Source organism: Ralstonia sp. 24A2 (genome assembly GCF_051783885.1).
Taxonomy (GTDB): domain Bacteria; phylum Pseudomonadota; class Gammaproteobacteria; order Burkholderiales; family Burkholderiaceae; genus Ralstonia.
Genome location: NZ_JBPVZD010000003.1, coordinates 524018 through 549220 on the forward strand (window position 1 = coordinate 524018; position 25203 = coordinate 549220).

Genomic DNA, 25203 nt, shown 5'->3' on the forward strand with positions numbered 1-25203 from the left:
ATCTTGCCTATGCTGGGATGACGCTGGCGCCGCATGGGCAATACAGGGTCCGCCAGCGCATGACTAGAAGCACCACAAGGCGCCAACTGTTGCGGAATGGTCAACGTTGCAGCGTTTGTCCTCAGACAAACCCTCGGTTTGGTCAACGCGCATGGTCGGCCAACGTTAATCGGTCACGCACGTATCTCCGTGCCTCGTTGAGGGTCTCGTTATGAAACTGTCTGCGTTGATGTTTTCGATGGGCGCGCTGGTGATGGGCTCGGCGTTTGCGCAGGGCACGGCCGCGCCGGCTACCGCACCGGCGGCCACCCCCGCTGCTGTCCATGCGGTCTGCAAGGACGGCACACCGTACAGCGGCGCAACGCTCAAGGGCGCCTGCCATGGTCACGGTGGCGTTGACAAGAAGGCCAGCGCTGCCAGTGCGCCGGCAGCACCCGCTGCTGCACCTGCCGCTCCGGCCGCAACCGCCCCCGCTGCTGCAGCACCAGCGGCACCTGCCGCAGCGCCGGCCAAGCCGGCAGCAACCATGCCTGCCAAGCCGGGGGCAGCATCCACCGCCGCAGCCCCCGGTGGCGGCCCGGACAAGGTCTGGGCCAACTCCAGCACCAAGGTCTACCACTGCCCGGGTGACCGCTACTATGGCAAGACCAAGCAAGGCGAGTACATGACCGAAGCCGATGCCAAGGCAGCAGGCATGCGCGCAAGCCACGGCAAGGCCTGTACCAAGTAAGCAGCATCCGTCGCGCCTGAAGTACGATCGGCGCAACCCGCACGCCGCGGCCCACCCGGGTCGCGGCGTATTCCTTTTCCGTCTCACCGCCTGACCGCCGCGTCGCATGCCTCCCCGCTACGAACATCCCGCCACTGCCCTCCAGCATCCAGAGCACTACGCACCGCTAGATGCACCGCCCATGCCAGCACAGCAACGCGTGCTGCGTGACGTGATTGCCGGGTTCTCGATCGCGGGTCTGCTGCTGCCGGAAGCCGTTGCGTATGCCGGCATCGCCAGCCTGCCGCCGCAGGCCGGGTTGATCGCACTGCTGTCGGGGCTGGTGGTGTATGCACTGGTCGGGTCGAGCCGCTTTGCGATTGTGTCGGCCACGTCGTCGTCGGCTGCCGTGCTGTTTGCGACGGTGCTCTCCGAGCCCGGCAATGCAGGCACAGCGCTCACGCTGGCGGCGGCGCTCATCATTGCCACGGGGCTGCTGTTCATCCTGGCGGGCGTGGGGCGGCTGGGCGGCATGTCGGATTTCATCGCACGGCCGGTGCTGCGCGGCTTCACCTTCGGGCTGGCGCTGACGATTGCGGTCAAGCAGTTGCCGAAGATCCTTGACGTGACCGTGCACCACAGCGACACGCCGCGCATTGCGCTCGATCTGCTCAGCAGCGCAGCGAGCGCCAACCCGTACAGCACGGCGTTGGGCGCAGTGGCACTGGCCTTGCTGTTTGGCCTGGGGCGTTGGGGAGGCCGCATTCCGGCTACGCTCGTCGTCATCGTGCTGGCCATCGGAGCCGGTTACTGGCTCGACTGGCACGCGTACGGCATTGCCGTGGTCGGCCATATCGACCTGCAGAACATCACCTTCGGCTTGCCGGACCTGAGCCGCGCAGAGTGGATGCAGAGCATCGAACTCGGCTTCGCGCTCATGCTCATCCTCTATGCGGAGTCGTATGGTTCGATCCGCAACTTTGCGCTCAAGCACGGCGATACCATCAACGCCAACCGGGATCTTGTCGCGCTAGGCTGTGCCAACCTGCTCTCGGGCCTGCTGCACGGCATGCCCGTGGGAGCCGGGTATTCGGCCACGTCCGCCAACGAGGCTGCGGGTGCGCAGTCACGTCTGGCGGGGCTGTGCGCGGCGGTTGTGGTGGCGCTGATCGTCTGGTTGTTCCTGCCGCAACTGGCACGCATTCCCGAGCCGGTGCTGGCGGCCATCGTGATCTTTGCAGTCAGCCACTCGCTGCACCCGAGCGTGTTCAAACCGTACTGGTCCTGGCACCGGGATCGGCTCGTGGTGATTGCAGCCCTGCTCGCCGTGCTGGTGCTGGGCGTGCTGCACGGGCTGCTGGCTGCGATTGGCGTGAGCCTGTTGCTGACGCTGCGCAAACTCTCCGAGCCGACCGTCAGCCTGCTGGGTCGCCTGCGTGATAGTCACGACTTTGTCGACGTGTCCTTGCACCCGGATGCCAAGCCGCTGCCCGGCGTGCTGATCGTGCGACCGGAAGTGCCGCTGTTCTTCGCCAACACCGAACGTGTGCTGGGCAAGGTGCGCACGCTGTTGCAAGCCCCGCAGCAAGCGCCGCTGCGCGCCGTCATGCTGAGCCTGGAAGAAACACCTGACGTGGACGGCTCAGCCATCGAGGCATTGCGCATCTTTGCCGCGGAATGTGCGGCACGCGGTTTGCAGTTGATGTTCGTGCGACTCAAGCCGCGTGCGCTGTCGGTACTGCAACGTGCCTCGGATGAAACGCTGCGGCCCGAGATGCTGCATGAGTTGAGCGTGGATGAGTGTGTGCAGTCGTTGGCGGACAGCGCACAGCCCAAAGCCTGACGGCTTAGTCGCTGCTGCTACTGCCGCTGCAACCACTGCAGCTGCTGCAACTGGAACAACTGCTGCAGCCATCACCGCCACCGCCACCGCCACCGCTGCTGCTGCGGCGGCGGGTCGAGGTACCGAAACCCTCGATGCTGCCGTCAATGCGGCGGTTGGCGAAATCTGCGCCGCACTGTCTGACCTCGCCGCCGGGCAGGATCGTGGCGCAATCCGGCACGTAGTAAAAACCGTTGGGAATGGCGAGCTGGTGATCGATCGCAAACAGCAGCGGCAAGCCCTTGGGCTTGCGCGGGTTGATCGCTTCATCCTTGCAGGCCCACCACCACGTGCGCCGCAAACCGATGTTGGATTGCTTGCGCAACGGCGACAACGCCGCCGACGGCAGGTGATCCAGAAACTTGCCGAACGCCTGACGGCAAAAGTCTCGGTACTCGCGCGTGTAGAGAATGAACTCGTGCCACAGGTCGTCGACCACGCGCGAGGGCATGGAGACGTAGTCGCAATCGCTACGCAGATGGACGATGAAGAACTGCCGCAGGCCGCGCACAACCTGTTCGCGCTGGATGGGAGACAACGCGGGATGTTTCTCGGCAAAGCGCTCCAGCAAGCCGGGAGGCCAAGCGTAGTTCTGGATGTAGGTTTCGCGCCGCTTGCGCCTGGCGCTGTTGAACATTGCCCGCAGGACCAGGATGGCGATCCCGGCAACGAACAGCCCGAAGAACGACCCCACGACTGCCATCCGATCCCCCCGATCGTGTTGTAGGCGCGGCCATTATGCCGCGCCCCTGCAATCGCAAGCGTTATGTGCCGATAACAGTCCGCACTTAGCGCAACACTTCCGCCACGTCCCACACACCCGTCTTCACCACCTCCCGCACATAGTCCGCAAAATCCCGCGGTGCGCGGCCCAGGGCACGTTGCACGCCATCCGCCACGTGCACGTTGCGGCCATCAAGCACCTCGGCAAACAACCCACCAAGGAATTCCGCAAACGCGCGCGGCACGTAGTCGGAGAGCATCTCCACATATGCGTTCGTCTCCATCGGCTGATAGTGGATGTCGCGGCCGAGCGCGTCGCTCAGGATTTCGGCCACTTCGGCAAAGGTCAGCGCGCGCGGGCCAGTCATTTCGTACAGCTGGCCAATGTGGCGTGCGTCGGTAAAGGCGGCAACGGCAGCGTCGGCCAGATCCCCCGCATCGACAAACGGCTCGGCGACGTTGCCGCCGGGCAGTGCAATCACGCCTGCCAGCACGGGCTCCAGCAGATGGCCTTCACTGAAGTTCTGGTTGAACCAGCTGGCGCGCAGCAACGTCCAGGCAAGGGCGCTGTTCTGCACGATGGCTTCGCTGCGCTGGGCGGCGGGCTCACCACGGCCGGAGAGCAGCACGAGATGGCGTACGCCTGCTGACTTGGCTGCCTCGACAAACGCACCAATGGCAGCCTCGGCGCCCGGCGCGGCCAGATCGGGTTGGTAGGTGATGTAGACCCCGTCCATGCCGGCCAGCGCTGCCGGCCAGGTGGTCTGGTCTTCCCAGTCAAAGGCCGGGATGGCGTTGCGCGAACCTTCGCGCACGGTCACACCGTGAGCACGCAAGCCCTGCGCGACGCGCGCACCGGTCTTGCCGGTAGCGCCAAGAACGAGGACGGAAGACACGGGGAAAGCTTGGACGATCTGCATGGTGAAACTCCTGGAAGCGTTGTGGTAGAAGACGCCTCCAGTATGGAAAGCTGGCCTATCTCCGATGTGATCAGGCGTCCACGGTTGATGCTCGATCGTCCAGATCAGCGCACAATGGGCGCGTTGTTGCTCAGGATGTCGCCATGACTTCGACAAACACGCCGCCCCCCTGGACCCACATCGACCCGCTGGGCGAAGCGCTGCACTTTCTGCGCATGAGCGGCGTGTTCTATTGCCGTTCAGAGTTCTCCGCACCCTGGGGCTTGGCGCTGCCGCCCATGTCCGACTGCATGATGCTGCACGTGGTGGCCAGTGGCCGCGCCTGGCTGGAGGTGGATGATGAACCGGCATGCCCGCTCGGTCCCGGCGATCTGGCCATCGTGCCGCGTGGTACCGGACATCGCCTGACCAGCCAGCCGGGTGTGGCCTGCGCCGGTCTGTTCGACCTGCCGCGCGAGCTGATGAGCGAGCGCTATGAAGTGCTGCGCCACGGCGGCAACGGCGAGCCCGCGCAGATGATCTGTGCCGCCGTGCGCTTCGGCCACCCGGCTGCGCAACGGCTGGCGGCATTGCTGCCGGCGGCGCTGTGCATCGACAGCCGGCAGTCACCACACGCGCAATGGATCGACCAGACCCTGCGCTTCATGGCCGCCGAGGCGCGCACGCCCCAGCCCGGCGGCGAGACCATGGTGACGCGGCTGGCGGACATTCTCGTCATCCTCGCCATTCGCGATTGGATTGAGCGCGATCCGGCCGCACGCAGTGGTTGGGTGGGGGCGTTGCAGGATAAACAGATCGGCCGAGCGATGGCGTTGATCCATCGCGAGCCTGCACGGGAGTGGACGCTCGGTGCACTGGCCGAAGCCGCCGCAATGTCCCGCTCGGCATTTGCCGCACGCTTTACGCGGCTGGTGGGCGAGCCGGCCATGCAGTACGTTGCGCGCTGGCGCATGCAGATTGCACTGGGCTGGCTGCAGGAAGAACGCCTGCCGCTGGCCGAGGCCGCCAGCCGGCTGGGCTACCAGTCAGAGGCAGCATTCAGCCGGGCGTTCAAGCGATTCAATAGGGTGACGCCCGGGGCCGCGCGGCGCAACGTGGCTCCGGAAACGATGGCCTAGCGCGCGGCCGCACCAGGTGCGCGTGCACCGTCGAGAATGATGCGCGCCAGCTTGGCGTAATCGCCATCAAAGTGATGGCCGCCCGGCAACTTCACCAACTGGACCTGCTTCGGGTCCAGGCCCGGGCAGTTGGTGTCTTTTTCTTCCTTGCCGTAAATGCACATGCCCAGGCCCGCCGGCAGCTTCTGCACCTCGGGCAGGATCAGCAGACCTGATGCGCTGCTCGACACCCAATTGGTCATGTGGAATTCAAAGTCGGCACGCTTGCCCAGGCCCATCATCACCGCCAGCGCCACGTGCTCACGCGAGGCGGTTGGCAGGCGGTTGACGATGAAGGGCAGCACGTCTGCACCCTGCGAATAGCCGATCAGCAACGCCTTGCTCTTCTTCCAGCGCGACGCATAGAAGCGCACCAGCCGGTCCATGTCGGCCGCGGCGGAGGCCGGCGTGCGTGGGGTCCAGAAGTAACGTAGCGAATCGATGCCGACCACCGGCACGCCCGACTTGGACAGCGCGGCCGCCACTTCCTTATCGAGCCCAGCCCAGCCGCCGTCCCCCGACAACAGGATCGCAAACAGCTCCGACGACGTGCCCGGCTGCGCCGCCACTTCAATGATGGGCAGGTCCGACACGGCCGCGGGCGGTGGCGGGGGCGGCGGCTTGCGCTGCGCGTTGAGCTTGGCGAAAGCGGCCTTGAACGGCTCGCTTGCCGTCACCGGCGGCACGTTGGCGGCACCCGGCGCGGTGGGCTGCAAGACGGGCAGCGCCACCGACTGCGCACCCGAAATCGTGTCGATGAAGGTTTGCGTGGCACGCCCCTCGCACAACGGGCCGGAGCGGCGCGCGAACGGCGTGAGCGTGCTCGATTGCAGCGCCACCCACGGTGCCGACAGCTTCGTGGCCGGCAGCAGCACGACCCCCGCATTCTCGGGCGGCCGTGTGCGCTTAGCCGTGGTGCGACTCTCACTCTGGCGGCGGCTGAAGTGCACGCCCTCGCCCTTGCACAGCGGCTTGCGCAGCTCCAGCACCGGGCAGAACTCCATCGACATGGCCGCGGCAAAGATGTTCGGGCGTGCCTGCGCAATCATCGCGTAGGCCAGTGCACCGCCTTCGTTGTCACCAACGAGGATGGGAGGGTAGTAGCCCGGCACCTTCTCGTAGGCCTGCAGGAAGCGGCTGAAGTTTTCCAGATCACCATCGGGGAAGGCGCAATCGCCCAGGTCCGCTTCAAGGCTTGCAAACAGGGCCGGCGTGGATAAACCAGCCACCAGCGCGCCCTGCTCCGCAAGGCTTTGCGCCATGCGCGAGGTGGCAGGCGTCCAGCCCTGATCACCTGAGAGCATCAGCACGACGGAGCGGATCTCGCCCTTGGGCTTGTAAACCGGCACATCACGAAAACGGCCATGCGTGACGAACTCGACGGCGCCCGGCGCGACCGCCAGCGTGGCCGGCGCCACCACGGGCAGCGACAGCACACCACCGTTGGCGGCCTTGTTGGCGGTCACGGCGGCGGCGCTCATCTGCAGGCGCGGCGGCATGTCACCTTGCGGCGGCACGGCCGTCACGCCGCTGGCGCCGGTCATGCCCACCGTCGGCACCAGCACCGGCCCTTGCACCAGCGTGGGCTTGGGTGCCGAAGCTGCCGCAGGCGCATCTGCTGCCGCAGCTGGCGATGTCGTCAACCAGCACACGACTGCCGTGGCGGCCACTGCCACCACGTGCTGTCCGATACGTCGCACTCCCCTATGCCGCGCCTCTTGCGTGCGCGGTGCGTGCCAACTCATTTGGAGATCACTCCCTTCAACCCGCCGCCGATCAGCGCGGCAACGTCCGTCAATGTGAATAGCGGCGCCAACCCGCCGCGTGCGAGCAGGTAGCGGGGCTCCCACACCGGCTCGAATTTGTCCTTGAAACTGCGCAGTCCACGGAAATTGTAGAAGCGCGCGCCGTGGCGGAACATCATCCGTCCGAAGCGGTGCCAGCGCGGCGCAAGCTCATGCTCAACCATGCCCGACATCGGCGCCATCCCTAGGCCAAAACGCTGATAGCCCTCAGCCTGGAAGTGCAGGATCAGCTTGCCGAAGAGGAAGTCCATGGTGCCCGGCGGCACGGTGCCGCGCTGGCGCATCAGGTCGACGCTCGCTTCAATGCGCAGCACATCCGGGCACATCAGCGTGGCAAACGCGAGGATGGCGCCCTCGCGCCGCACGATGGCCACCGGTTGGCTGAGCACATAACGATCATCAAACGCGCCGAGCGAGAAACCCTTTTCACGCGCGTTCTGGTTGTGCAGCCATTCATCGGAAATGGTGCGCAATTCATCCAGCACAGCCGGTACGCCTGCCGCTGGCACGATCTCGAACGACAGCCCTTCGCGCTCGCCGCGCGTGACGCCATGACGCAGGTTGGCGCGGCGCGAGCCCTTGAGGCTGAACTCGGGCAGCGACACGTAAGCCTCTTCGCCCAACTTGTAGGCGCGCAAACCGGCATCGAGGTACAGCGGCAGCGTTTGCGGGCGCGTCTTGTAAAACGCCGCACGGCCACCATGCGCATCGGCCATCTCGATAAAGCGCCAGATCAGTTCAGGCCATTCCTGCTGTGCGCCCACCGGGTCGGCCAGCGCCACCCACGAGCGTCCCTGCTTGGCATACATGATGAAAGCGTTGCCCGACGGCGAGAACAGCAGGCTCTTGTCCCCCATCAACGCAAGCGCGGCGTCTGCGGCGGGTTGCTTGCGGATGATCTCTGCGGCGCGGGTCAGCTCTTCCGTGCTCGGGCAAGTGGTCTCGCCCGGCTCGCGACGGAAGAGCTGCCACATGCCGAAGCCCAGGCCCGTCACCGCCACCGCCATCAGCGCGCGGATGGAACGCGGCGCATCGCCATCAAAGGTGAACTGCCACCAGAGCTGGTTGGCATAAGCCACTTCGCGGTAGGCAAAGAAGAGAATCCACACGCAGGCGACGAACACGCACGCCATGGCAACCAGCCAGCCCATCTCCAGCCGCTGCGAGAAGAGCGACGACGGCCGATCAAACTGCCGGCGCGAGATGATCAGCAGCACTGCCAGCGTGACCAGCACCACCATCTCCGACACTGCAATGCCCTTGGGCAACGCCAGCACGCCTGTGAGCAGCGACAGCACCAGTGCCGCCCACCACGCAGCATCCAGCCGGTGCAGCAGGCCACGCGCGACAAACAGCATGATGAGCCCCGCCACGCTGCCGATCATGTGCGACGCTTCCACCACGAACAGCGGCACGTGCATGCGCAGCAGGTCTTCGGCTTCATCCGTGGCCGGGGTCACGCCGGAGACGAGCAGCATCACGCCCGCCACCATGGTCAGTGCGGCCAGCAGGCCGGGCGACAGCTTGACCGCCGCGCGACCGAATGGGGCAGCAAAGGGCGCCCCCGCGCCCGAGCGCAGCTCGAACACCCCCAGCATGGCGGCAGCCACCACCAGCGGCAGCAGGAAATAGATGGCGCGGTAGAAGAGCAATGCGGCCAGCACCTCGGCGGGCGGCGCCTGACCGCTGCAGCCCAGCAGGATGACCGCCTCGAACACGCCCAGGCCGCCCGGGCTCTGGCTCAGCACACCCAGCGTGACGGCCAGCGCGTAAAACGCGACAAACGTCGGCAGGTCAACCGCGCCCGTCGGCATCAGCACCCAGAGCGCTGCTGCGGCCGCCGCCAGGTCCGCCGCTGAAATCACAAACTGACGTGCCGCCAGCGCCGGCGGCGGCGGGCGGATCTCCCACCGCCCAAACAGCGTGACGTGGCGCTGCCGCATACACAGCGCCAGCAGCACGAACACGCCAGCCAGCACCAGCAGCGCAACGGCCTCCAGCAGCGCCGCCGGCAGGTGCGTGATGCCGGCAACGTGGGAAGCGCCCCACAGCAACCCCACCGCGCCGAAAGCCGTGGTGGACACACCCAGCGCGCTCGCATCAAAAGCGACGGCTTCGGTCACGCGCGCCGCATCCAGGCCGGCTGCCGTGTACAGGCGCGTGCGCACCGACCCGGCCGTTAAGGAACCCAGGCCGACAGTGTTGCCCAGCGCATAGGCGATGAAGGACGTGGTGGCGACCGTACCGGGCGCCATCTGCGCGCCGGCATAGCGCAGGCCGGAGGCGTCGTAGCCGGTGAGGGCCACATAGCTCGCCGCGGTGGCCAGAATAGCCAGCCACACATGCGTGCGCGGCGTGGCCTGCATCGCGGCGACCATGTCGGCGTAATGCACGTGGTCGAGCAGCGCATACAGGCTGTCGAACACCAGCGCGCCGAGGATCAGCACAATGCCGATCACGGCCCAGCTGCCCAGGCCAAAGCCGCGACCGGCATCAGCGTCAGGGCGAGAGTCAGGACGAGAAGCAGCCGCAGGTTCAGCAGGCGCGGGCGCCGCTTGCTTGACCGGCGATCGGTGAGGTTTGGAGCTGGCGTCGTGGGACGCGGCGTCAGGCATGGTGGAAAACGAAATCCCGCTGGCGTTGGTTACGCGCCCGATCCGAACCTGGTGAACGGAGTACGAGCGCCGGCGGTGTGCCATTGGCGAATTCCGCGGCGCGCAGGCGGGAGACGGCAGCGAGCACAGCGCCCGGCTGCCGCATGTGCGGCATCGACATCATGCATTGACCCCGACTTGCCGGTGCTGGCTTGTTGTCGTCCGGGCCGGAACCGCGTCCGACCGGCGCACCGATTGCTCCGCATTGCGCGTGTGCTGAATTCGCACGATTGTTTCTGATGTCACGTAACACGGGCAAAGCCACCGTTCCGTTGACACGCAAGCACACATTTTACGGCGCGGGCGCGCTCCCCGGCGCTTTCGGTGTCACATCCGGCTTGCCGGTGTCGATGGAAACCGGGTCGCTGGCCGGAAAAGTCTCCTCCAGGCCCTCGTCCAGCAGGGTCTCCTCATGCGAGTCGGGCACAGGTGGATGCGGGTTGGCGGGCACAGGAGCGGACGAGACGCGTTCGTCTGGCATGACGTTCTCCAAGAAGGCATACCCAGCATAGACAATCCGGGCAATCGGCAATCGGCAATCGGCAATCGGCAATCGGCAATCGGCAATCGGCAATCGGCAATCGGCAACCGGCAACCGGCAATCGGCAATCGGCAATCGGCAACCGGCAACGTGCAGGCAGGCCATGCAGCGTGGCACGGGCACGTGTCCGCGCGCCGCTCACACACGGGCGCGACGTGCACGATACTCAGGAGACGCTCAGCAAGCGGCGGACCCGAGCGCGGCAGCAATGCGACAGCCCTTGCTCCGCCGCAAAGCGCAAACGATTGCGTTCTCGACAAACGCTCTAGGCGGTATTGCGTAGCCAGGTGGAGTCCGGTACACAATCCAGACGACGTTTTCAATCGCTTCACATTTAACTTTCGCACTCCACGCGCATGCCTCTCCAGCGCACCATCGGCGCCTTTTTGCGACACCCTCCCCTGCTGATCATCGGTGCTTCGGCACTCTCGCTGCTGCTGGCCGCACTGACGGCCCTGTCGCTGTGGGAGATGCGCATCGATGCGCTGGCACGTGCGCGCGACGCCGCTGACAACCTCTCGCTGATCCTGCAGCGCGACATCGCCCGCAATATCGAGGTGTACGACCTGTCGATGCAGGCCGTGATCGACGGCATGCAGGACCCGAAGATCGTTGCCCTGCCCCCGGACATCCGCCAGCTCGTGCTGTTCGACCGCTCGACCAACGCGCAGGACCTGGGCTCGCTGCTGGTGGCCAACCCGGCAGGCGAGGTCATCATCGATTCGCGCTCGGTGCCACCGCGGCGCATCCACATCAGCGACCGCGATTATTTTCAGGTACACCAGGGCTCACCCGATGTCGGCCTCTATATCAGCGAGCCTTTCAAGCCGCGCATCAACGGCGTCGATGTATCACTCGGACTGAGCCGTCGCCTGAACGGGCCGCATGGCGAATTCAAGGGCATCGTGGTCGGCACACTGCGGCTGAACTACTTCCGACGGCTCTTTGACGGTCTCAACCTAGGGCCGCGCGCCGCCGTAACGCTGGTGCGCACCGACGGCACGCTGCTCATGCGCCGCCCCTATGACGAAAAACTCATCGGCCGCAGCCTCGCCGACAGCCCCGCCTTCCAGAAGCGCCTGCTGGCCTCCGAGGGCTCCTATGTGGAATTGGCCGCGCTGGACGGCATTGAGCGCCTGTTCAGCTTCCGCCATATCGGCGAGCACCCGCTGATCGTGGCGGTGGGCCTGGCCACCGAAGACATCTATGCCGAGTGGTGGCAGCGTGCGTGGGTAATTGGCGGCATCGTGCTGATGCTCGACGCGGTGTTCATGACGCTGTCGATCCTGTTTGCCGGGCAACTGCGCAAGCGGCTGGAAATGGAGCAGCAGTTGCAATGGCTGGCCAATACCGACGGCCTGACGGGGCTGGGCACACGCCGCGCACTGGACGCCGCGCTGGACGTGGAATGGCGCCGCGCCAACCGCAACCGCATACCGCTGGCCGTGCTGATGATTGACGTGGACGAGTTCAAGCGCTTCAACGACCACTACGGCCACGCTGCCGGTGACACCGCCTTGCGCACCGTGGCGCGCTGCGTGAACGACAACATCAAACGCCCCGGCGATTTTGCCGGCCGCTACGGCGGGGAGGAGTTCTGCGCCATCCTGCCCGGCACCGACGTGGCCGGCGCGGTGCGCGTGGCCGAGAACATCCGCGCTGCGGTGCTGGCTGCCGACGAACCCAACGCGGGCAGCGCGCACGGCAAGCTAACCGTAAGCATCGGCGTGGCAGTGCATTCGGGTGTCGTCATGGCTGATGACACGCCCGAAGACCTGCTCCGGCTTGCTGACGGACGGTTGTACGAGGCCAAGGCCGCCGGGCGCAACACGGTCATCCCACGGCAGGAGCGGCCCAAGCTGGCGGTGGTGTAGGCATCGCGGCTTGCGCAGCAAGCGTCGATGCCAGTACCGTATGGCACCCCCACTTCGGGGGCATGCCACCATCACGCAAGGCTTTGCACAATGGCGGCTCCGAGGACCCCGCCGTGAGCAAACCCCCGCATTCCCATTTCGATACGAGTGCGCTCCCGCGCGAACATCAGTTCGCCGCATGGCGAGACGCCATCAACGTGTTGTTCGACACCCGCTCGGCTGCGCCCCAATCGCACGGCTTTCGCGCCAGCGTGGATGCCTATCTGTGCGGCGAGGCGGGTCTGGGCATGATCAGCGCACAGGCGCAGCACTATGACCGCTCGCGCTCCAAGCTCGGGCGCGACGGCATGGACGTCTACGTGCTCCAGTACTACCTCGAAGGCAGTTGCGGACAGCGTGACGGTGCCAGCGGCACCGCCACCCGGCCCGGAGACCTGTTCATCGTCGATGCCGCGCAGCCACTGGCCACCAGCACCAGCGACAGCCGCTTCCTGAGCCTGGTCGTGCCGCGACGCCTGCTGGCTCCGGAACTGCGCTCACCAGATGAACTGAGCATGCGCCTGTTGCGCGGCGATGCACCCATGGTCGGCCTGCTGCGCGACCACCTGTGCGCGCTGTATCGAACCGCCGGGCAATTGAACGCCGCACAGGCGCAGGCGGTCATTCCGGGCACGCTGCAGCTGGCGGCTGCGGCCATCAACTGTGAGGTGACGCAAGCCAATGCCGCGGCCGTGAAGGAGAGCTTGTTCGCATCGATCTGCCGGCACATACAGCACAATCTGGCAGACCTCACGCTCACGCCAGAGGGCGTCGCGGCGCACTTCGGCGTTTCGCGCGCCACGCTGTACCGGCTGCTCGAACGCGAAGGCGGCTTCTTCAACTACGTGCGCCTGCAGCGCCTGCGGCAATGTCATGCGATCCTCGCGAACCGCTCGCAGACACATCGTTCGGTGGCGGAGATCGCGCAGACCTACGGCTTTTCTGACGCATCCAACTTTGCGCGCGCGTACCGCCGGGCGTCGGGCATGTCACCGCGAGAGACACGCATGCTGGCGCTGGAAGGCCGTGCCGCCGCGCTGCCGTTCGTGCAGCACAAGGACTGGCGAAGCTGGGTCATGCAGATGCGCTGAAACACGCGCAATTGCCCACCCGGCACATCCCCGCCCTCTCCTCACAAGACTTGAAGCGCGCTCGCCCTGAGACGCGCTGACAGGTTCCCGCGACAGTCGTACCAGTTCGCTTCTGGCACGGCGCTCTTCATTGAATCGCAGCCAGCGTGCGTGCGAGCATCCGGCCCGACCTGATTGGCGCCTGCGCGCTTACGGCAAACACGGCCCGCGTGCTCTCTCTTCGTCGAACAGGTCAGAGCGGCGCAAGCATCTGCGCTTTGCACAACACACAACGACAAAACGAGGGTCTCGTGAAAGACATAACGGGAAAGACGCTTGCCTTGACGCTGTTCGCCACTGTGGCCTTGGCCGCGTGTGGCGGTGGGGATTCGGGAAACAGCACGGCAAACAATGGCGGCAACAACAACGGGGGCAATACGCCACCGGCATCCACCTGCGCTGAAACGGGTGTGGACGCCAAATACGCTTGCCAGACCGGCAGTACAGAGCCGCTGTATGCCTACCAATGGGCACTCAAGCAGGCAACGAGCTTCTTTGCGGTATTTGGCCTGGTCGCCAACGGCACGACCGACATCAACGTGGAAGATGCGCACCGGGCGGGCGTCAAAGGCCAGGGCGTGAACGTGCTGGTGCTGGACGATGGCATCGACGTGCACAACGAAGACCTGTACGCCAATGCCAACTCGGACATGACGTACAACTTCGACGATGGCTCGAACGACCCGACGCCTGCGGATATTCCAGCCAACGTGGGCGAGGCGCATGGCACGAACGTGGCGGGCATCATTGCCGCCGCGCAGAACGGCAAGGGCGTGATGGGCATCGCACCGCGTGCAACGCTGGGCGGCGCACGGTTTCTCGGTGCGGCCAACCCGAACATCACTGCGGCCTATGGCGGTGCTGCATGGTCAAAGAACGGCCACATCATCAATGCGTCGTATGGTGCGAACCCGACGGCTCCTTTGGAGTACGACACCGCGGTGTCCACGCAGGCCGCGGTCCGTGCATTCCCGAACCTGCGCAATGGGCGTGGCCTGGTCATGCTGAAGGCCTCCGGCAACGAATACGAAAGCATCAACGACGGCGATAACGTCCCGCCCCGCACTTGCCCGGCGGTCGGTGGCGGTACCGGCATGATCAGCTGCGAGAACCCCGCCAATGATCCCGAAGCACTGGAACCCGGCGTGATCGTGGTGGGTGCGGCCAATGCCAAGGGCATCAAGTCCAGCTACTCGAACGCGGGTGCGGTCAACTGGGTAACCGGCCTGGGCGGTGAATTCGGCGAGAGCGGCAAGTACGGTGAAACCGGCACGGGACCAATCATCTTTTCGACCGACCTGTCGGGCTGCGCGCGCGGCTACAGCCGCAACAGCATCGCCAACACCAACGACTTTGCGATTGGCGGCACCGCGACCAACACCAAGGACAACGCAAAGTGCGACTACTCCAGCATGAATGGCACGTCGGCGGCCACGCCCACGCTGTCGGGCATCGTGGCCTTGATGCTGGCCGCCAACCCGAACCTGACGTGGCGCGATGTGCGTGAAATCCTGCGCGCCACGGCTCGCAAGATCGACGTTGACTATGGCAGTCGCGACAACCGCAACGCCAAGGTGGATCTGACCAGTGGCACCCTGACGGCCGACACCAGCACCACACTGGTCGATGGCGCGGCCACGGCGCGTTTGGACTACGGCTGGCAGACCAATGGGGCCGGCTATGCCTACTCCACCTGGTACGGCTTCGGCCTGGCGGACGCTTCGGCAGCCGTCAAGATGGCCAAGACATACGCCACCTACAAACCTGCCGCCCTCGCGGTACCGGATTTTGCGGCGGCCTTTGGCAACGTCAATCAACTGAACTACGGCTCGGTGCAGAAGCTGGGCCAGTTCAACGTGTCGGGCAGCGACAAGGTCGATGCGCTGCAACTGCGCGTGTCGGGCTCGGTGTGCGTGGGCAGTGTCGGCTTCTTCGTGAAATCACCATCGGGTACGGTGTCGGCGTTGTCACTGCCATACAACGGCTACTACAACAGCGGCGTCAGTGCCGTGAACAAGTACGGCCTGGGCAGCTATGCCTTCTATGGCGAGAACGCGACCGGCACGTGGGAGGTCTATGCCGTGAGCGGTGTGCCGACCAACGCGTGTTCCACATATCAGCCCCAGGGTGGTACGCGCACCGTGACCCTGGCCACGCCGCTGGCCGTGGAGTATCGCGTGATTGCCGCCAAGTAAGCCCGTTCGGAGACCTTTCAACATGATCAATCCTACTGTTATGAAAACCGTGGCGCTGGCGGCGCTCCTTTCGATGGGTGCGGCATGCCAGGCGGCAGACCTGGTGGTCGGCAAGCACCTGACGACGCAGGAGCTGGCGCAATATGCAAGCGCACCGGTGGTGCAGATCGAATCGCAGTCGTTCAAGGTGCTCTCCAGCGGCACGCGCACCAAGTCGGCAGGCGCCACGTCTGCGTCCGTCACGCAAGTGGCGAACGAGCGTGGCGTGGTCGGTGAGAGCCGCAACGAGGTCGTCGTCTCGCAGGTGGCGGTCGACAGCGTGCGCCAGGCAGTGGCGGGGCTGGCAGTCACGCCCGTATCAGCGGAGTACTACGGCCACATGAACATCAGCACGCTGCGCTTTGCGTCGTTTCAGGACGCGGTGGACGCACGTGCGCTGATCAAGAAGCTGCTGCCGCAAGCGCGGGTGGATGTGCCGGTGCAGTACGCCAAACCCGTGGCGCGCTGATCCGCCCGATTGGCATGTCGTTGAGCAAACGCCCCGCCCCAAGCGGGGCGTTTTGCATGAAGGCGTATCATCCGGACCTTTTCCAGAGCCTCGCACCATGACCAAGGCCTCCGGCAGCTTTGAAGCACTCGCCGCACGCGAAGGCGGCTTGCAGCACCGCCTCTCTTCCGCACAACTCACCATGATCGCCATCGGCAGCGCGATCGGCACCGGCCTGTTCCTGGGCAGTGGTGCAGCCATCCAACTGGCCGGCCCCGGCGTGATTGCCAGCTACGCCATCGGCGCGGTCATCGCCCTGCTGCTGATGGGCTGCCTGGCCGAGATGGTCGTCGCGCACCCCACCACCGGCTCGTTCGGCGCCTATGCCGAGCACTACGTCAGCCCGCTCGCCGGCTTCCTGGTGCGTTACGCGTACTGGGCGGCGGTCGTCTTCGTGATCGGCGCGGAGGTAACGGCGGTGGCGGTGTACATGGCGTACTGGTTTCCGGGCGTGCCGGCGTGGGTGTGGATCGTCGGGTTCTCGGCGGTGCTGGTGTGGATCAACGCGAGCAGCGTCGACGTGTTTGGCGTGGCGGAGTACTGGTGCTCGATGATCAAGGTGGTGGCCATCGTCGCGTTTCTGGCCGTGGCGAGCTATGCCATCTATCGCGCACCGGATGGCGGGCCGATCGGCTTTCACAACTACGTGGATGCGGGCGGCTTCCTGCCGCACGGCTGGTCGGGCGTGTGGTTTGGCGCGGTGGTCAGCATCTTCAGCTTCTTCGGCATCGAGCTGATTGCCGTGGCCGCCGGCGAGGCACGTGAGCCTGAGGCCGCTGCCACGAGCGCATTCCGCTCTACCCTGTTCCGGCTGGTGTTCTTCTACCTCTGCACGCTGGCGCTGATGCTGGCCGTGGTGCCCTGGCAGCAGGCCGGCACCGGCAAGAGCCCGTTCGTGCGGGTGATGGAGATTCTTGGCATTGCAGGCGGTGCGGGCGTGATGAACTTCGTGGTGCTCACCGCCGCGCTGTCGTCGATGAACGCACAGTTGTATGTGTCCACGCGCATGCTGTTCAGCCTCGCGCGCGGCGGGCAGGCGCCCGGTGCGCTGGGTGTGGTGAGCGAACGCGGTGTGCCGCTGCGCGCGCTGGCGGTGTCCAGCTCCGGTGCGGCGCTGGCGGCGGTGCTGAGCGTCGTGCTGCCCGGTCACTCGTTCCTGCTGATGATGTCGCTGGCGATGTTCGGGGCGCTGTTCACCTGGCTCGTCATCTTCGTCACGCACCTGCGTTTCCGTCGGGCAGTGGAGCGTGAAGGGCGCACGCTGCGGTTCCGCATGTGGGGCTACCCCGTGCTGACCCTCATTGGCGCCATCGCCATGGCGGTCATCATCGTCAGCACGGCATGGATGGCAGATTTCCGGATGACGCTGGTGGTGGGGGTGCCGTTTCTGGTGGTGATGGCGGTGGTGTTTCGCTGGGTGCGCGGCCGGCAGTGAACGCCTGACCGCGCGCCAAGCTCAGGCCTGCGCCAACGCCTGATCCAGATCCGCCAGCAGATCGTCGATATGCTCGATGCCGATCGACAGCCGGATGGTTTCCTGCCGAACGCCGGCTTTGGCCAGCTCCGCCTCTGAAAGCTGCCGGTGCGTGGTCGACGCCGGATGCGTGGCGAGCGATTTCGCATCCCCAATGTTCACCAGCCGCGTGAACAACTGCAGCGCATCCTGAAAGCGCGCGCCTGCCGCAAACCCGCCCTTCACGCCAAACGTCAGCAGCCCCGGTGCCTTGCCGTCGAGGTATTTGCGTGCCAGCGCGTAGTCGGGGTGATCGTCCAGGCTGGCATGGTTGACCCACTCCACCTTGGCATGCCCCTGCAGATGGCGCGCGATGCGTGCGGCGTTTTGCGTGATGCGGTCGATGCGCAGGCCCAGCGTCTCGATGCCCTGCAGGATCAGGAACGCATTGAACGGCGAGAGTGCCGCGCCGGTATTGCGCAGCGGCACCACGCGCGCCCGGCCGATGTAGGCCGCCTCGCCCAGCGCTTCCGTATAGACCACGCCGTGGTAACTCACGTCCGGTTCATTCAGGCGCTTGAAGCGCGCCTTATGCTTTGCCCACGGGAACTTGCCCGAATCGACAATCGCCCCGCCCAGGCTGGTGCCGTGCCCGCCCAGGTACTTGGTCAGCGAATGCACGACGATGTCGGCGCCATGCTCGATCGGCCGCACCAGGTACGGCGTCGGCACCGTGTTGTCGACGATGAGCGGCACGCCATGCCGGTGCGCAATCTCCGCCAGCGCAGCAATGTCGGTGATGTTGCCCAGCGGGTTGCCGACGGTCTCGGCAAAGATGGCCTTCGTGCGATCGTCGATCAGCGCCTCGAACGAAGCCGGATCGCGCGGGTCTGCAAAGCGCGTGGTGATGCCCGACAGCGGCAGCGTGTGTGCGAAGAGGTTGTAGGTGCCGCCGTACAACGTGCTGGCCGAGACGATGTTGTCACCCGCTTCGGCAATGGTCTGGATCGCGTACGTCACCGCTGCCTGCCCGGACGCCAACGCCAGTGCGCCGATACCGCCCTCCAACGCCGCGACGCGCTTCTCCAGCACGTCGTTGGTTGGGTTCATGATGCGCGAATAGATGTTGCCCTGGACCTTCAGGTCGAACAGGTCAGCGCCATGCTGCGTGTCGTCAAAGGCAAAGGCGACGGTCTGGTAGATCGGCACGGCCACCGCCCGCGTGGTCGGGTCGGCGCTGTAGCCGCCGTGGACGGCCAGGGTGTCGAGTTTCCAGTTGGGCGTGGTGGGCTGCGTCATCGTGGCGTCTCCGGAGGGTTGATCCGGCGAGCATATGGGCAGCCCTGCGGCGCACAAACGATCGTTTTTGTCTTTGCTTATGCCGCAGCCGCATGGGCAGCTTGCGCGGCGTTGTGCTCCCTACGCAGCCGGCAGGACAACTGTCCTAGTCGGTGGCGAGTCTTGCGTAGAGCGAGAAGTCTCCCGGCGTTCCCCGAACCATGCGATAGGAGCGCAACAGCCCCTCGTATTGATACCCGCACGCCACCAGTACGCGTGCCGATCGCGCATTGCTGGTCAAGACCGTCGCCTGCACGCGAAGAAAGCCGTAGTGGACGAACGCCCACGCGGTGACCGATGTGCAGATTGCATGCGCAATGCCCCTGCCCCAGTACGACGGGCAAAGATCGTAGGCAATCTCTGCCGTCCGGTTCACGTCGGAAATGCTGTGAAACCCGATCGTGCCGATCAACGCTCCCGAGCGCTCATCCACAACAGCCATGCGGCGGATCGATTCGGGCGCTGTGGACGCATAGCCGTCGAACTGCGCGTTGAGGTCGGCTGGAGACGACAGGTTCCAGCTTGTGTGCTCGAAAACCTGGGGGAGCTTCAGATACGCATACCAAGCATCGATGTCGGCGCGCTCAAGTTGCCGAAGCGCGATGCCTGGGTAGCCGGAAGGTGGAGCGCACTCGATTCTCAACAGTCACCTCGGATGGTTCGTTCAGCGGCATTGTATTGAGCTTCATCGCTGCATGCGTCGACGGTTCGTAAGCCTGATAGCACTAGCCAAGGGCCTTTCTCCGCTGTCGACCATGACAACGCCGGCAGGAAAGTGGCGATAGCGGCAGCGGTCCGGTGTCGGCCCCGAACAATAGCCAGCGGCCTACCCAGGTACACCTTCCACCAGCCTGCGCAGCCCCACATCCCGAATCTCCAGCACGGCAAACACCCCAAGCTTCTGCAGCGCCGGCACAGCCTCAAGCAACAGGCGCTCCACCTCAGCACGTTCAGCAGTATCAGTCTTGGGGTCAAGCCACGCCTGCGCGTTGGCCAGGAAGGCCGCCACCGTGCCCTTACGGATCGTCAGTCCATCAAAGTCGGCATAGCTGTTGGCGTCAGGCAAAACATCTTCGGGTCGCATGGTGTGCTCCAGGGGTGATTGACCGCACCACTGTAGAGCCGATAAATTGGCCTAACTCAGCCATATAGGCCATTCGATACGCTTTTCAGGCCATGCCATCCCAACCCTTGCTTCCTACCCAGCGTGTGCAATCGGCCGGTGGTCGGTGGCTTTACGCGGTCGATCAGACCAGCCAATCGCCACGCACCACCGCACCACACAGCCACGCACGTGGGCAGTTGTTCGGAACGGATGCAGGCGTGCTGACCGTGCAGACTGCGGAAGGCCGCAGCGTCATACCTGCAGGACAAGCGATATGGATTCCGCCCGGCGTAGAACACGGTGCCGAGACGCACGGACCATTCGTAGGCTGGGCCGCCTACCTCGCGGCCGATGCATGCGTAGATTTGCCGGATGTGCCATGCACGCTTTCGATGTCTGCGCTGCTGCGTGCCGCAATTTCCCGTGCGGCAACGTGGGCTGACGACGTGCTTGACCCGGCGCAGCAGCGCATCGCCGCCGTGATCGCCGATGAAATCCGCACGCTCACGCCAGCACCCACGGCCTTGCCGATGCCCGTCGATGCGCGCCTGCGTAAGATCGCCCATGCGTTGATTGCCGACCCATCCGACACTCGGCGCCTGCAGGATTGGGCGGATTGGGCCGCCGTTGCCCCGCGCACGCTCACCCGGCGATTTGCCTGCGAGACAGGCTATGCATTTGAAACCTGGCGCCACCGGTTGCGCATGATGTGTGCGCTAGAACAGCTCGCGGCCGGCGCGCCGGTAACGACGGTGGCACTCGATCTCGGCTATGACAACGTCAGCGCGTTCATTGCCCGGTTTCGCGCAACCTTCGGCATCACACCAGGACGGTATGCCGCCGGTGGATCCACCACGCTCACGCTTACTTCTTCACCAACGGACAAGCCGATTCCGCCAGCGTATTGAACGCCTGCTCACCCGGAATCGTCTGCGCGAGCTTGTAGTAGTCCCACGGGCGTGTCGATTCCGACGGCTTCTTGACTTCGAACAGGTAGATGTCGTGGATCATCATGCCGTCGCCGCGCACATACCCGCCCTTGGTGTACATGTCGTCGATCTTCATCGACTTGAGCTTGGCCATCACGCGATCGGAATCATCCGTGCCGGCAGCCTGCACGGCCTTCAGGTACGTGAGCGTAGCGGAGTAGTCCGCTGCTTGCAGGGCGCTCGGCATCTTCTTGTACTTGGCGTAGAAACGTTCGCCAAACTGACGCGCGGCATCGCTGGAATTCCAGTACCACGGGTCGATCAGTTGCATGCCCTGAGCGGTCTGCAGGCCGAGTGCGTGAATCTCGTCGATGGTCATGACCAGGCCGACCACACGCATCTTCTTGTCCAGGCCAAAATCCTTGGCGGCCTTGATGGCGTTGATCGTGTCGCCGCCCGCGTTGGCCAGCGCCACGGCCTGCGCACCCGAACCCTGCGCCTGCAGCAGATACGACGAGAAGTCCGGCGCGCCGAGCGGGTGTTTGGTGCCGCCCACCACCTTGCCGCCGCCGGCTGTAATGACGCGGCGCGATTCGGCATCCATGTCCTTGCCGAAGGCGTAGTCCACCGACAGCAGGTACCACGAATTCACGCCCTGCTTGCGCAGCGCACCGATGGTGCCGCGTACGTGAGCGTTGGTGTCGTAGGCATAGTGCACGGTATAGGGCGTGCACTCCTCGTTGGTCAGGCGCGGGGTGCCGCCGCCGAGGTTGATGTACACGCGCTTCTTCTCTGCCGCGATGCGGTTCATCGCCAGGCCCGCCGCCGAGTTCGGGCCCGCAAAGAGCACGTCCACACCGTCCCGGTCGATCCACTCACGTGCTTTGGAAGCCGCTACGTCGGCCTTGTTCTGGTGGTCGGCCGAGACGATCTCGATGGACTTGCCGAGCACTTTGCCACCGAAGTCCGCCACCGCCATGCGAATGGCTTCCAGGCCGCCGGGGCCGTCCAGATCGGCATAAACGCCGGACATGTCGGTGATGAAGCCGATCTTGACCTTGTCGTCGGAAACCTGTGCGTGAGCGAAAAAGGAGGCGATGGCCAAAGCCACCGCAGCCGTGGCGCGGCGTGCGTGCATGTGTGTCTCCTGATGTGTTCTGTTCTGTGTGCATGCCCGTGGCTGCACCTATTTGGAGCACATGGTAGCGATGCGATCCGCCGCGAACAGCCCCGGCGGGCGAAACACACTGTCAAGTGAGAGTCGACAGTGGCCCGTTTGCGATACGCCGTACGGCGCTCAGAAGCACATGCCTGTTGCCGTGGAGCTAGCGTTGTAGGTGGCGGTATTGAAGTCAACGATATGCGGCAACTCACCCCACAGAGGTCGCCTACGCAAACATCGAAACGCCCACAGAGGCGGAGATTTACCTTCCAACGGCCTATTCTGAGGAGGCGACTTGCGAACTCCTGCGGAGGTAACCCAAATGGCGATTGCGTTCTTTGCAGAAAACAACCCCGGCACGCGGAGCCTGCCCCGCTCGCTGGCAACCAAGGCAGGGGATTTTGTGTTTGTGTCCGGCCAGATCGCCAGAAACGAAGACGGCAGCATCCTCACGGGCGGGATCGAAGAGCAGACGCGCCAGACGCTGGAGAACGTTGCGCACGTGCTCGCCCTCGCGGGCTGTACGCTGCAGGACGTCGTGAAGGTGACCGTATGGCTGGAAGACGCGCGCGACTTCGAGGCATTCAATCGTGTCTACGGAGCGGTCTTCGGCGATCACAAGCCCGCACGGTCAACGTTGCAGGGGACAAACGTGGTCGGCACCAAGATCGAGATCGAGGCTGTTGCGTATCAGCCCTGACCTCGCATGCGGGTCACGGACTATCGTGTCGCAATGTCCCGATAGAACGCGCCGATCGATGAAGCTCAAACAAACCCGTAGAGCTTGACCGGATTGGCAACGAAGACCATCTCCTGCCAATCGGCCCGCCCGGTCCATGCGGCCATCGCGTCGACCAGTGCAGCATCGTCAGGCTTGTGCGCCTTCTCGGTCGGATGCGGCCAGTCGGTGCCCCACAGCATCCGCTCGGGTGCCATGCCGATGAAGGCCTTGGCCACCGGCTCGACGTCGGCATAGGCGGGGGCGCCGGTCTTGCTGTCGACGTAGGGGCCGGAGAGCGTGATCCACGTGTTGCCCTTGTCGACCAAGCGCTGCGCAGTCCGCATGGCGTCGGACTGCATGCCGCCCGGCTGCGGCACGTGCGCGATGTGGTCGATGACGAGCGGGCACGGCAGCGCGCGCAGATGGGGCTCCAGTTCCGGCAATTTTGCGCCCTGCACCACCAGTTCGATATGCCAGCCGAGTGCACCGATGCGCGAGGCCAGCGGCGCGAGCATGTCAACAGTGGTGGCCCCCGGATAGCTGAGGTTGAAGCGGATGGCGCGCACGCCCGCTGCGTGCATCTCCGTAAGCTGCGCGTCGGTGACCGACGTGTCGACCACCGCAACACCGCGCGCGTTGGGGCCGAAGCGTTTGAGGGCATCCAGCGTGCAACGGTTGTCGGTGCCGTACGTCGACGGGGTAACCACCACGTTGCGCTGCACGCCCAGGCGCGCCTGCACCTTGCGGTACTGCTCGATACTCGCGTTGGGCGGCCGGAGCGTGGTGCCCGGCGCGCTCGGAAAACGGTCATCGTAGATGTGCATGTGGCAATCCACCGCGCCCACAGGCAGCTTGAACGTCGGCTTCGCGCTGCCACTAGACCACACCTCTTCTGCCCCGGCCAATGCGGGAATAGCGGCCGCCACCGTACCCGCGCCTGCCAGCTGCAGGAACTGCCTTCTGTTGAGTGCGGCCATGGTCAGGCCGTCTCCGTCTTGTTCAGCATCTGCCCTTCGGGCTTCGCCCGGCTCAACAGCAGCAGCGTCGCCACGCTTACCAGCGTCAGCACGGCCAGCGGCATCAATGCGAGCGCATAGCTGCCCGTCGCCTGCTTCACCCAGCCGTACACGTTCACCATCAGGCCGCCGCCGATGAGGTTGGCGATCGCGTTGATGGTGGCCAGCCCCGCCGCTGCCGCGCTATTGGAGAGCATGCCCGACGCCAGCGCCCAGAACGGCCCCTTGAACGAATACGCGCCCACCAGCACCGCACACAGCATCACCATGGTCGGCATCAACGACCCGCTGAGCGATGTGCCAAACAGGCCCAGCCCGATCAGCAGCATGGGGATGGCGGTGTGCCAGCGGCGCTCCTTCAGGCGATCCGAGCGGCGGCCCCAGTAGACCATCAGCACCGATGCCACCGCATACGGCACCGAGTTGAGCAGCCCCGTCTGCATGACGGTCAACCCGAACGATTTGAGCAACTGCGGCTGCCACACCGACAGCGTGCTGCCGGCGGCCGACGCGCACACATCCACCAGCGCCAGGCACAGCACGTAGCGGTTGCAGAACAGCTTGGCCAGCGACATCTGCGCGACCTTCTTGGGCCCGCGCGCTTCACCGGCCAGCGTGTTCGTGAGCCAATTGCGCTCTTCGGTCGACAGCCACTTGGCGTCTTCCGGCCGATTGGTCAGCAGGCGCAGGCAGGCGATGCCCAGCAGCACCGTCGGAATACCTTCGAGGAGGAACAACCAATGCCAGCCACGCAGCCCGGCAAAGCCATCCATCTGCAGCAGCGCGGCCGAGATGGGCGAGCCGATGAAGCTCGCGGCCGGAATCGCCACCATGAACGTTGCCACGATGCGCGCACGGTGCGTTGCCGGAATCCAGTACGAGAGATATAGCAGCACGCCCGGAAAGAACCCCGCCTCTGCCGCACCCAGCAGGAAGCGCAGGGTGTAGAACGAGGCCGGGCCGCGCACCAGCGCCGTGGCGGCCGAGACCAACCCCCACGTGATCATGATCCGCGCGATCCAGATGCGCGCGCCGTAGCGCTGCAGCGCGAGGTTGCTCGGCACCTCGAAGAAGAAGTACGACACAAAGAACAGGCTGCTGCCGAACCCGAACACGCTGGCTGTCAGCCCGAGGTCATGGTTCATCTGCAGCGAGGCCATGCCCACGTTGCCCCGGTCAATGAAGGCCAGCAGGTAGCAGACCATGAGGAATGGCACGAGCCGCCAGACCACCTTGCGCAGGGTCCGCTGCTCGATATCGGTCACACCAGGACTGCCCGTCACTTGCATGTGTGTCTCCTGGC

Annotated in this window: 21 protein-coding genes; 10 read left to right on the forward strand and 11 right to left on the reverse strand. The window is 65.1% G+C overall.

What is annotated here, in order from left to right:
- Positions 1–211: 211 nt before the first annotated feature.
- Together ACS13N_RS19850 and ACS13N_RS19855 are read left to right on the forward strand one after the other, a co-directional pair.
- A complete protein-coding gene (locus ACS13N_RS19850; RefSeq protein WP_438933324.1) occupies positions 212–730 on the forward strand; it encodes a sunset domain-containing protein in 519 nt (172 codons plus the stop codon).
- A 106-nt stretch (positions 731–836) separates the two neighbouring features.
- The gene (locus ACS13N_RS19855; RefSeq protein WP_438933325.1) at positions 837–2552 is read left to right on the forward strand and encodes a SulP family inorganic anion transporter; all 1716 of its coding nucleotides are present in this window, start codon (positions 837–839) and stop codon (positions 2550–2552) included.
- A 4-nt stretch (positions 2553–2556) separates the two neighbouring features.
- Here the strand turns inward: ACS13N_RS19855 and ACS13N_RS19860 are convergent, their stop codons facing one another.
- Both ACS13N_RS19860 and ACS13N_RS19865 read right to left on the reverse strand, forming a co-directional pair.
- The gene (locus tag ACS13N_RS19860; RefSeq protein WP_438933326.1) at positions 2557–3294 is read right to left on the reverse strand and encodes a glycine-rich domain-containing protein; all 738 of its coding nucleotides are present in this window, start codon (positions 3292–3294) and stop codon (positions 2557–2559) included.
- Positions 3295–3379: 85 nt separating this feature from the next.
- Positions 3380–4234 carry an NAD(P)H-binding protein gene (locus tag ACS13N_RS19865; RefSeq protein WP_438933327.1) on the reverse strand — a complete coding sequence of 285 codons (855 nt, stop codon included), beginning with the start codon at positions 4232–4234 and terminating at the stop codon, positions 3380–3382.
- A 143-nt stretch (positions 4235–4377) separates the two neighbouring features.
- On the opposite strand from ACS13N_RS19865, the gene ACS13N_RS19870 reads away from it, so the two are divergent.
- Positions 4378–5352, forward strand: coding sequence for an AraC family transcriptional regulator (locus ACS13N_RS19870; RefSeq protein ID WP_438933328.1), 975 nt, complete (start codon positions 4378–4380; stop codon positions 5350–5352).
- Here the strand turns inward: ACS13N_RS19870 and ACS13N_RS19875 are convergent.
- The 3 genes from ACS13N_RS19875 to ACS13N_RS19885 form a co-directional block, all read right to left on the reverse strand.
- Positions 5349–7136 carry an AcvB/VirJ family lysyl-phosphatidylglycerol hydrolase gene (locus ACS13N_RS19875; RefSeq protein ID WP_438933329.1) on the reverse strand — a complete coding sequence of 596 codons (1788 nt, stop codon included), beginning with the start codon at positions 7134–7136 and terminating at the stop codon, positions 5349–5351. The genes ACS13N_RS19870 and ACS13N_RS19875 overlap by 4 nt on opposite strands.
- The gene (mprF, locus tag ACS13N_RS19880; RefSeq protein ID WP_438933330.1) at positions 7133–9811 is read right to left on the reverse strand and encodes a bifunctional lysylphosphatidylglycerol flippase/synthetase MprF; all 2679 of its coding nucleotides are present in this window, start codon (positions 9809–9811) and stop codon (positions 7133–7135) included. The genes ACS13N_RS19875 and mprF overlap by 4 nt, the downstream gene beginning before the upstream one ends.
- Before the next feature lie 331 nt (positions 9812–10142).
- On the reverse strand, positions 10143–10331 hold the full coding sequence (locus ACS13N_RS19885; RefSeq protein WP_438934456.1) for a hypothetical protein: 189 nt from the start codon (positions 10329–10331) through the stop codon (positions 10143–10145).
- 416 nt (positions 10332–10747) lie between these two features.
- Here ACS13N_RS19885 and ACS13N_RS19890 point away from each other — a divergent pair, with 416 nt between their 5' ends.
- The 5 genes from ACS13N_RS19890 (at position 10748) to ACS13N_RS19910 (ending at position 17611) form a co-directional block, all read left to right on the forward strand.
- On the forward strand, positions 10748–12265 hold the full coding sequence (locus tag ACS13N_RS19890) for a sensor domain-containing diguanylate cyclase (protein WP_438933331.1): 1518 nt from the start codon (positions 10748–10750) through the stop codon (positions 12263–12265).
- Between the two features lie 113 nt (positions 12266–12378).
- Complete coding sequence (locus ACS13N_RS19895; RefSeq protein ID WP_438933332.1) at positions 12379–13395, forward strand: helix-turn-helix domain-containing protein; 1017 nt, start codon at positions 12379–12381, stop codon at positions 13393–13395.
- A 449-nt stretch (positions 13396–13844) separates the two neighbouring features.
- A complete protein-coding gene (locus tag ACS13N_RS19900) occupies positions 13845–15629 on the forward strand; it encodes a S8 family peptidase (protein WP_438933333.1) in 1785 nt (594 codons plus the stop codon).
- A 22-nt stretch (positions 15630–15651) separates the two neighbouring features.
- Entirely contained in the window at positions 15652–16137 is a 486-nt protein-coding gene (locus ACS13N_RS19905) for a hypothetical protein (protein WP_438933334.1), read from the forward strand.
- A 97-nt stretch (positions 16138–16234) separates the two neighbouring features.
- Positions 16235–17611: an amino acid permease gene (locus ACS13N_RS19910; RefSeq protein WP_438933335.1), complete on the forward strand. Its 1377-nt coding sequence runs from the start codon at positions 16235–16237 to the stop codon at positions 17609–17611.
- Positions 17612–17632: 21 nt separating this feature from the next.
- Here ACS13N_RS19910 and ACS13N_RS19915 read toward each other — a convergent pair whose 3' ends face one another.
- The 3 genes from ACS13N_RS19915 to ACS13N_RS19925 form a co-directional block, all read right to left on the reverse strand.
- The gene (locus ACS13N_RS19915) at positions 17633–18928 is read right to left on the reverse strand and encodes an O-acetylhomoserine aminocarboxypropyltransferase/cysteine synthase family protein (RefSeq protein WP_438933336.1); all 1296 of its coding nucleotides are present in this window, start codon (positions 18926–18928) and stop codon (positions 17633–17635) included.
- Positions 18929–19073: 145 nt separating this feature from the next.
- A complete protein-coding gene (locus tag ACS13N_RS19920) occupies positions 19074–19610 on the reverse strand; it encodes a GNAT family N-acetyltransferase (protein WP_438933337.1) in 537 nt (178 codons plus the stop codon).
- A gap of 183 nt (positions 19611–19793) precedes the next feature.
- Positions 19794–20051, reverse strand: a complete 258-nt coding sequence (locus tag ACS13N_RS19925; RefSeq protein WP_438933338.1) for a hypothetical protein — start codon at positions 20049–20051, stop codon at positions 19794–19796.
- A 92-nt stretch (positions 20052–20143) separates the two neighbouring features.
- Between ACS13N_RS19925 and ACS13N_RS19930 the strand changes: the two genes are divergently transcribed.
- Positions 20144–20980 (forward strand): AraC family transcriptional regulator, encoded by an 837-nt coding sequence (locus tag ACS13N_RS19930; protein WP_438933339.1) that lies wholly within the window; start codon positions 20144–20146, stop codon positions 20978–20980.
- Here the strand turns inward: ACS13N_RS19930 and ACS13N_RS19935 are convergent.
- Entirely contained in the window at positions 20937–22139 is a 1203-nt protein-coding gene (locus tag ACS13N_RS19935; RefSeq protein WP_438933340.1) for an ABC transporter substrate-binding protein, read from the reverse strand. The genes ACS13N_RS19930 and ACS13N_RS19935 overlap by 44 nt on opposite strands.
- Positions 22140–22485: 346 nt before the next feature.
- Here ACS13N_RS19935 and ACS13N_RS19940 point away from each other — a divergent pair, with 346 nt between their 5' ends.
- Positions 22486–22863 carry a RidA family protein gene (locus ACS13N_RS19940; protein WP_438933341.1) on the forward strand — a complete coding sequence of 126 codons (378 nt, stop codon included), beginning with the start codon at positions 22486–22488 and terminating at the stop codon, positions 22861–22863.
- Positions 22864–22928: 65 nt separating this feature from the next.
- Here the strand turns inward: ACS13N_RS19940 and ACS13N_RS19945 are convergent, their stop codons facing one another.
- Positions 22929–23861, reverse strand: coding sequence for an amidohydrolase family protein (locus tag ACS13N_RS19945; protein ID WP_438933342.1), 933 nt, complete (start codon positions 23859–23861; stop codon positions 22929–22931).
- A gap of 2 nt (positions 23862–23863) precedes the next feature.
- The gene (locus tag ACS13N_RS19950; protein WP_438933343.1) at positions 23864–25189 is read right to left on the reverse strand and encodes an MFS transporter; all 1326 of its coding nucleotides are present in this window, start codon (positions 25187–25189) and stop codon (positions 23864–23866) included.
- Positions 25190–25203: the final 14 nt, after the last annotated feature.

Coding starts and splice junctions, on each gene's coding strand:
- ACS13N_RS19850 (WP_438933324.1), top strand. CDS start 212: ATGAAACTGTCTGCGTTGATGTTTTCGATGGGCGCGCTGGTGATGGGC.
- ACS13N_RS19855 (WP_438933325.1), top strand. CDS start 837: ATGCCTCCCCGCTACGAACATCCCGCCACTGCCCTCCAGCATCCAGAG.
- ACS13N_RS19860 (WP_438933326.1), bottom strand. CDS start 3,294: ATGGCAGTCGTGGGGTCGTTCTTCGGGCTGTTCGTTGCCGGGATCGCC.
- ACS13N_RS19865 (WP_438933327.1), bottom strand. CDS start 4,234: ATGCAGATCGTCCAAGCTTTCCCCGTGTCTTCCGTCCTCGTTCTTGGC.
- ACS13N_RS19870 (WP_438933328.1), top strand. CDS start 4,378: ATGACTTCGACAAACACGCCGCCCCCCTGGACCCACATCGACCCGCTG.
- ACS13N_RS19875 (WP_438933329.1), bottom strand. CDS start 7,136: ATGAGTTGGCACGCACCGCGCACGCAAGAGGCGCGGCATAGGGGAGTG.
- mprF (WP_438933330.1), bottom strand. CDS start 9,811: ATGCCTGACGCCGCGTCCCACGACGCCAGCTCCAAACCTCACCGATCG.
- ACS13N_RS19885 (WP_438934456.1), bottom strand. CDS start 10,331: ATGCCAGACGAACGCGTCTCGTCCGCTCCTGTGCCCGCCAACCCGCAT.
- ACS13N_RS19890 (WP_438933331.1), top strand. CDS start 10,748: ATGCCTCTCCAGCGCACCATCGGCGCCTTTTTGCGACACCCTCCCCTG.
- ACS13N_RS19905 (WP_438933334.1), top strand. CDS start 15,652: ATGATCAATCCTACTGTTATGAAAACCGTGGCGCTGGCGGCGCTCCTT.
- ACS13N_RS19910 (WP_438933335.1), top strand. CDS start 16,235: ATGACCAAGGCCTCCGGCAGCTTTGAAGCACTCGCCGCACGCGAAGGC.
- ACS13N_RS19915 (WP_438933336.1), bottom strand. CDS start 18,928: ATGACGCAGCCCACCACGCCCAACTGGAAACTCGACACCCTGGCCGTC.
- ACS13N_RS19925 (WP_438933338.1), bottom strand. CDS start 20,051: ATGCGACCCGAAGATGTTTTGCCTGACGCCAACAGCTATGCCGACTTT.
- ACS13N_RS19930 (WP_438933339.1), top strand. CDS start 20,144: ATGCCATCCCAACCCTTGCTTCCTACCCAGCGTGTGCAATCGGCCGGT.
- ACS13N_RS19935 (WP_438933340.1), bottom strand. CDS start 22,139: ATGCACGCACGCCGCGCCACGGCTGCGGTGGCTTTGGCCATCGCCTCC.
- ACS13N_RS19940 (WP_438933341.1), top strand. CDS start 22,486: ATGGCGATTGCGTTCTTTGCAGAAAACAACCCCGGCACGCGGAGCCTG.
- ACS13N_RS19945 (WP_438933342.1), bottom strand. CDS start 23,861: ATGGCCGCACTCAACAGAAGGCAGTTCCTGCAGCTGGCAGGCGCGGGT.
- ACS13N_RS19950 (WP_438933343.1), bottom strand. CDS start 25,189: ATGCAAGTGACGGGCAGTCCTGGTGTGACCGATATCGAGCAGCGGACC.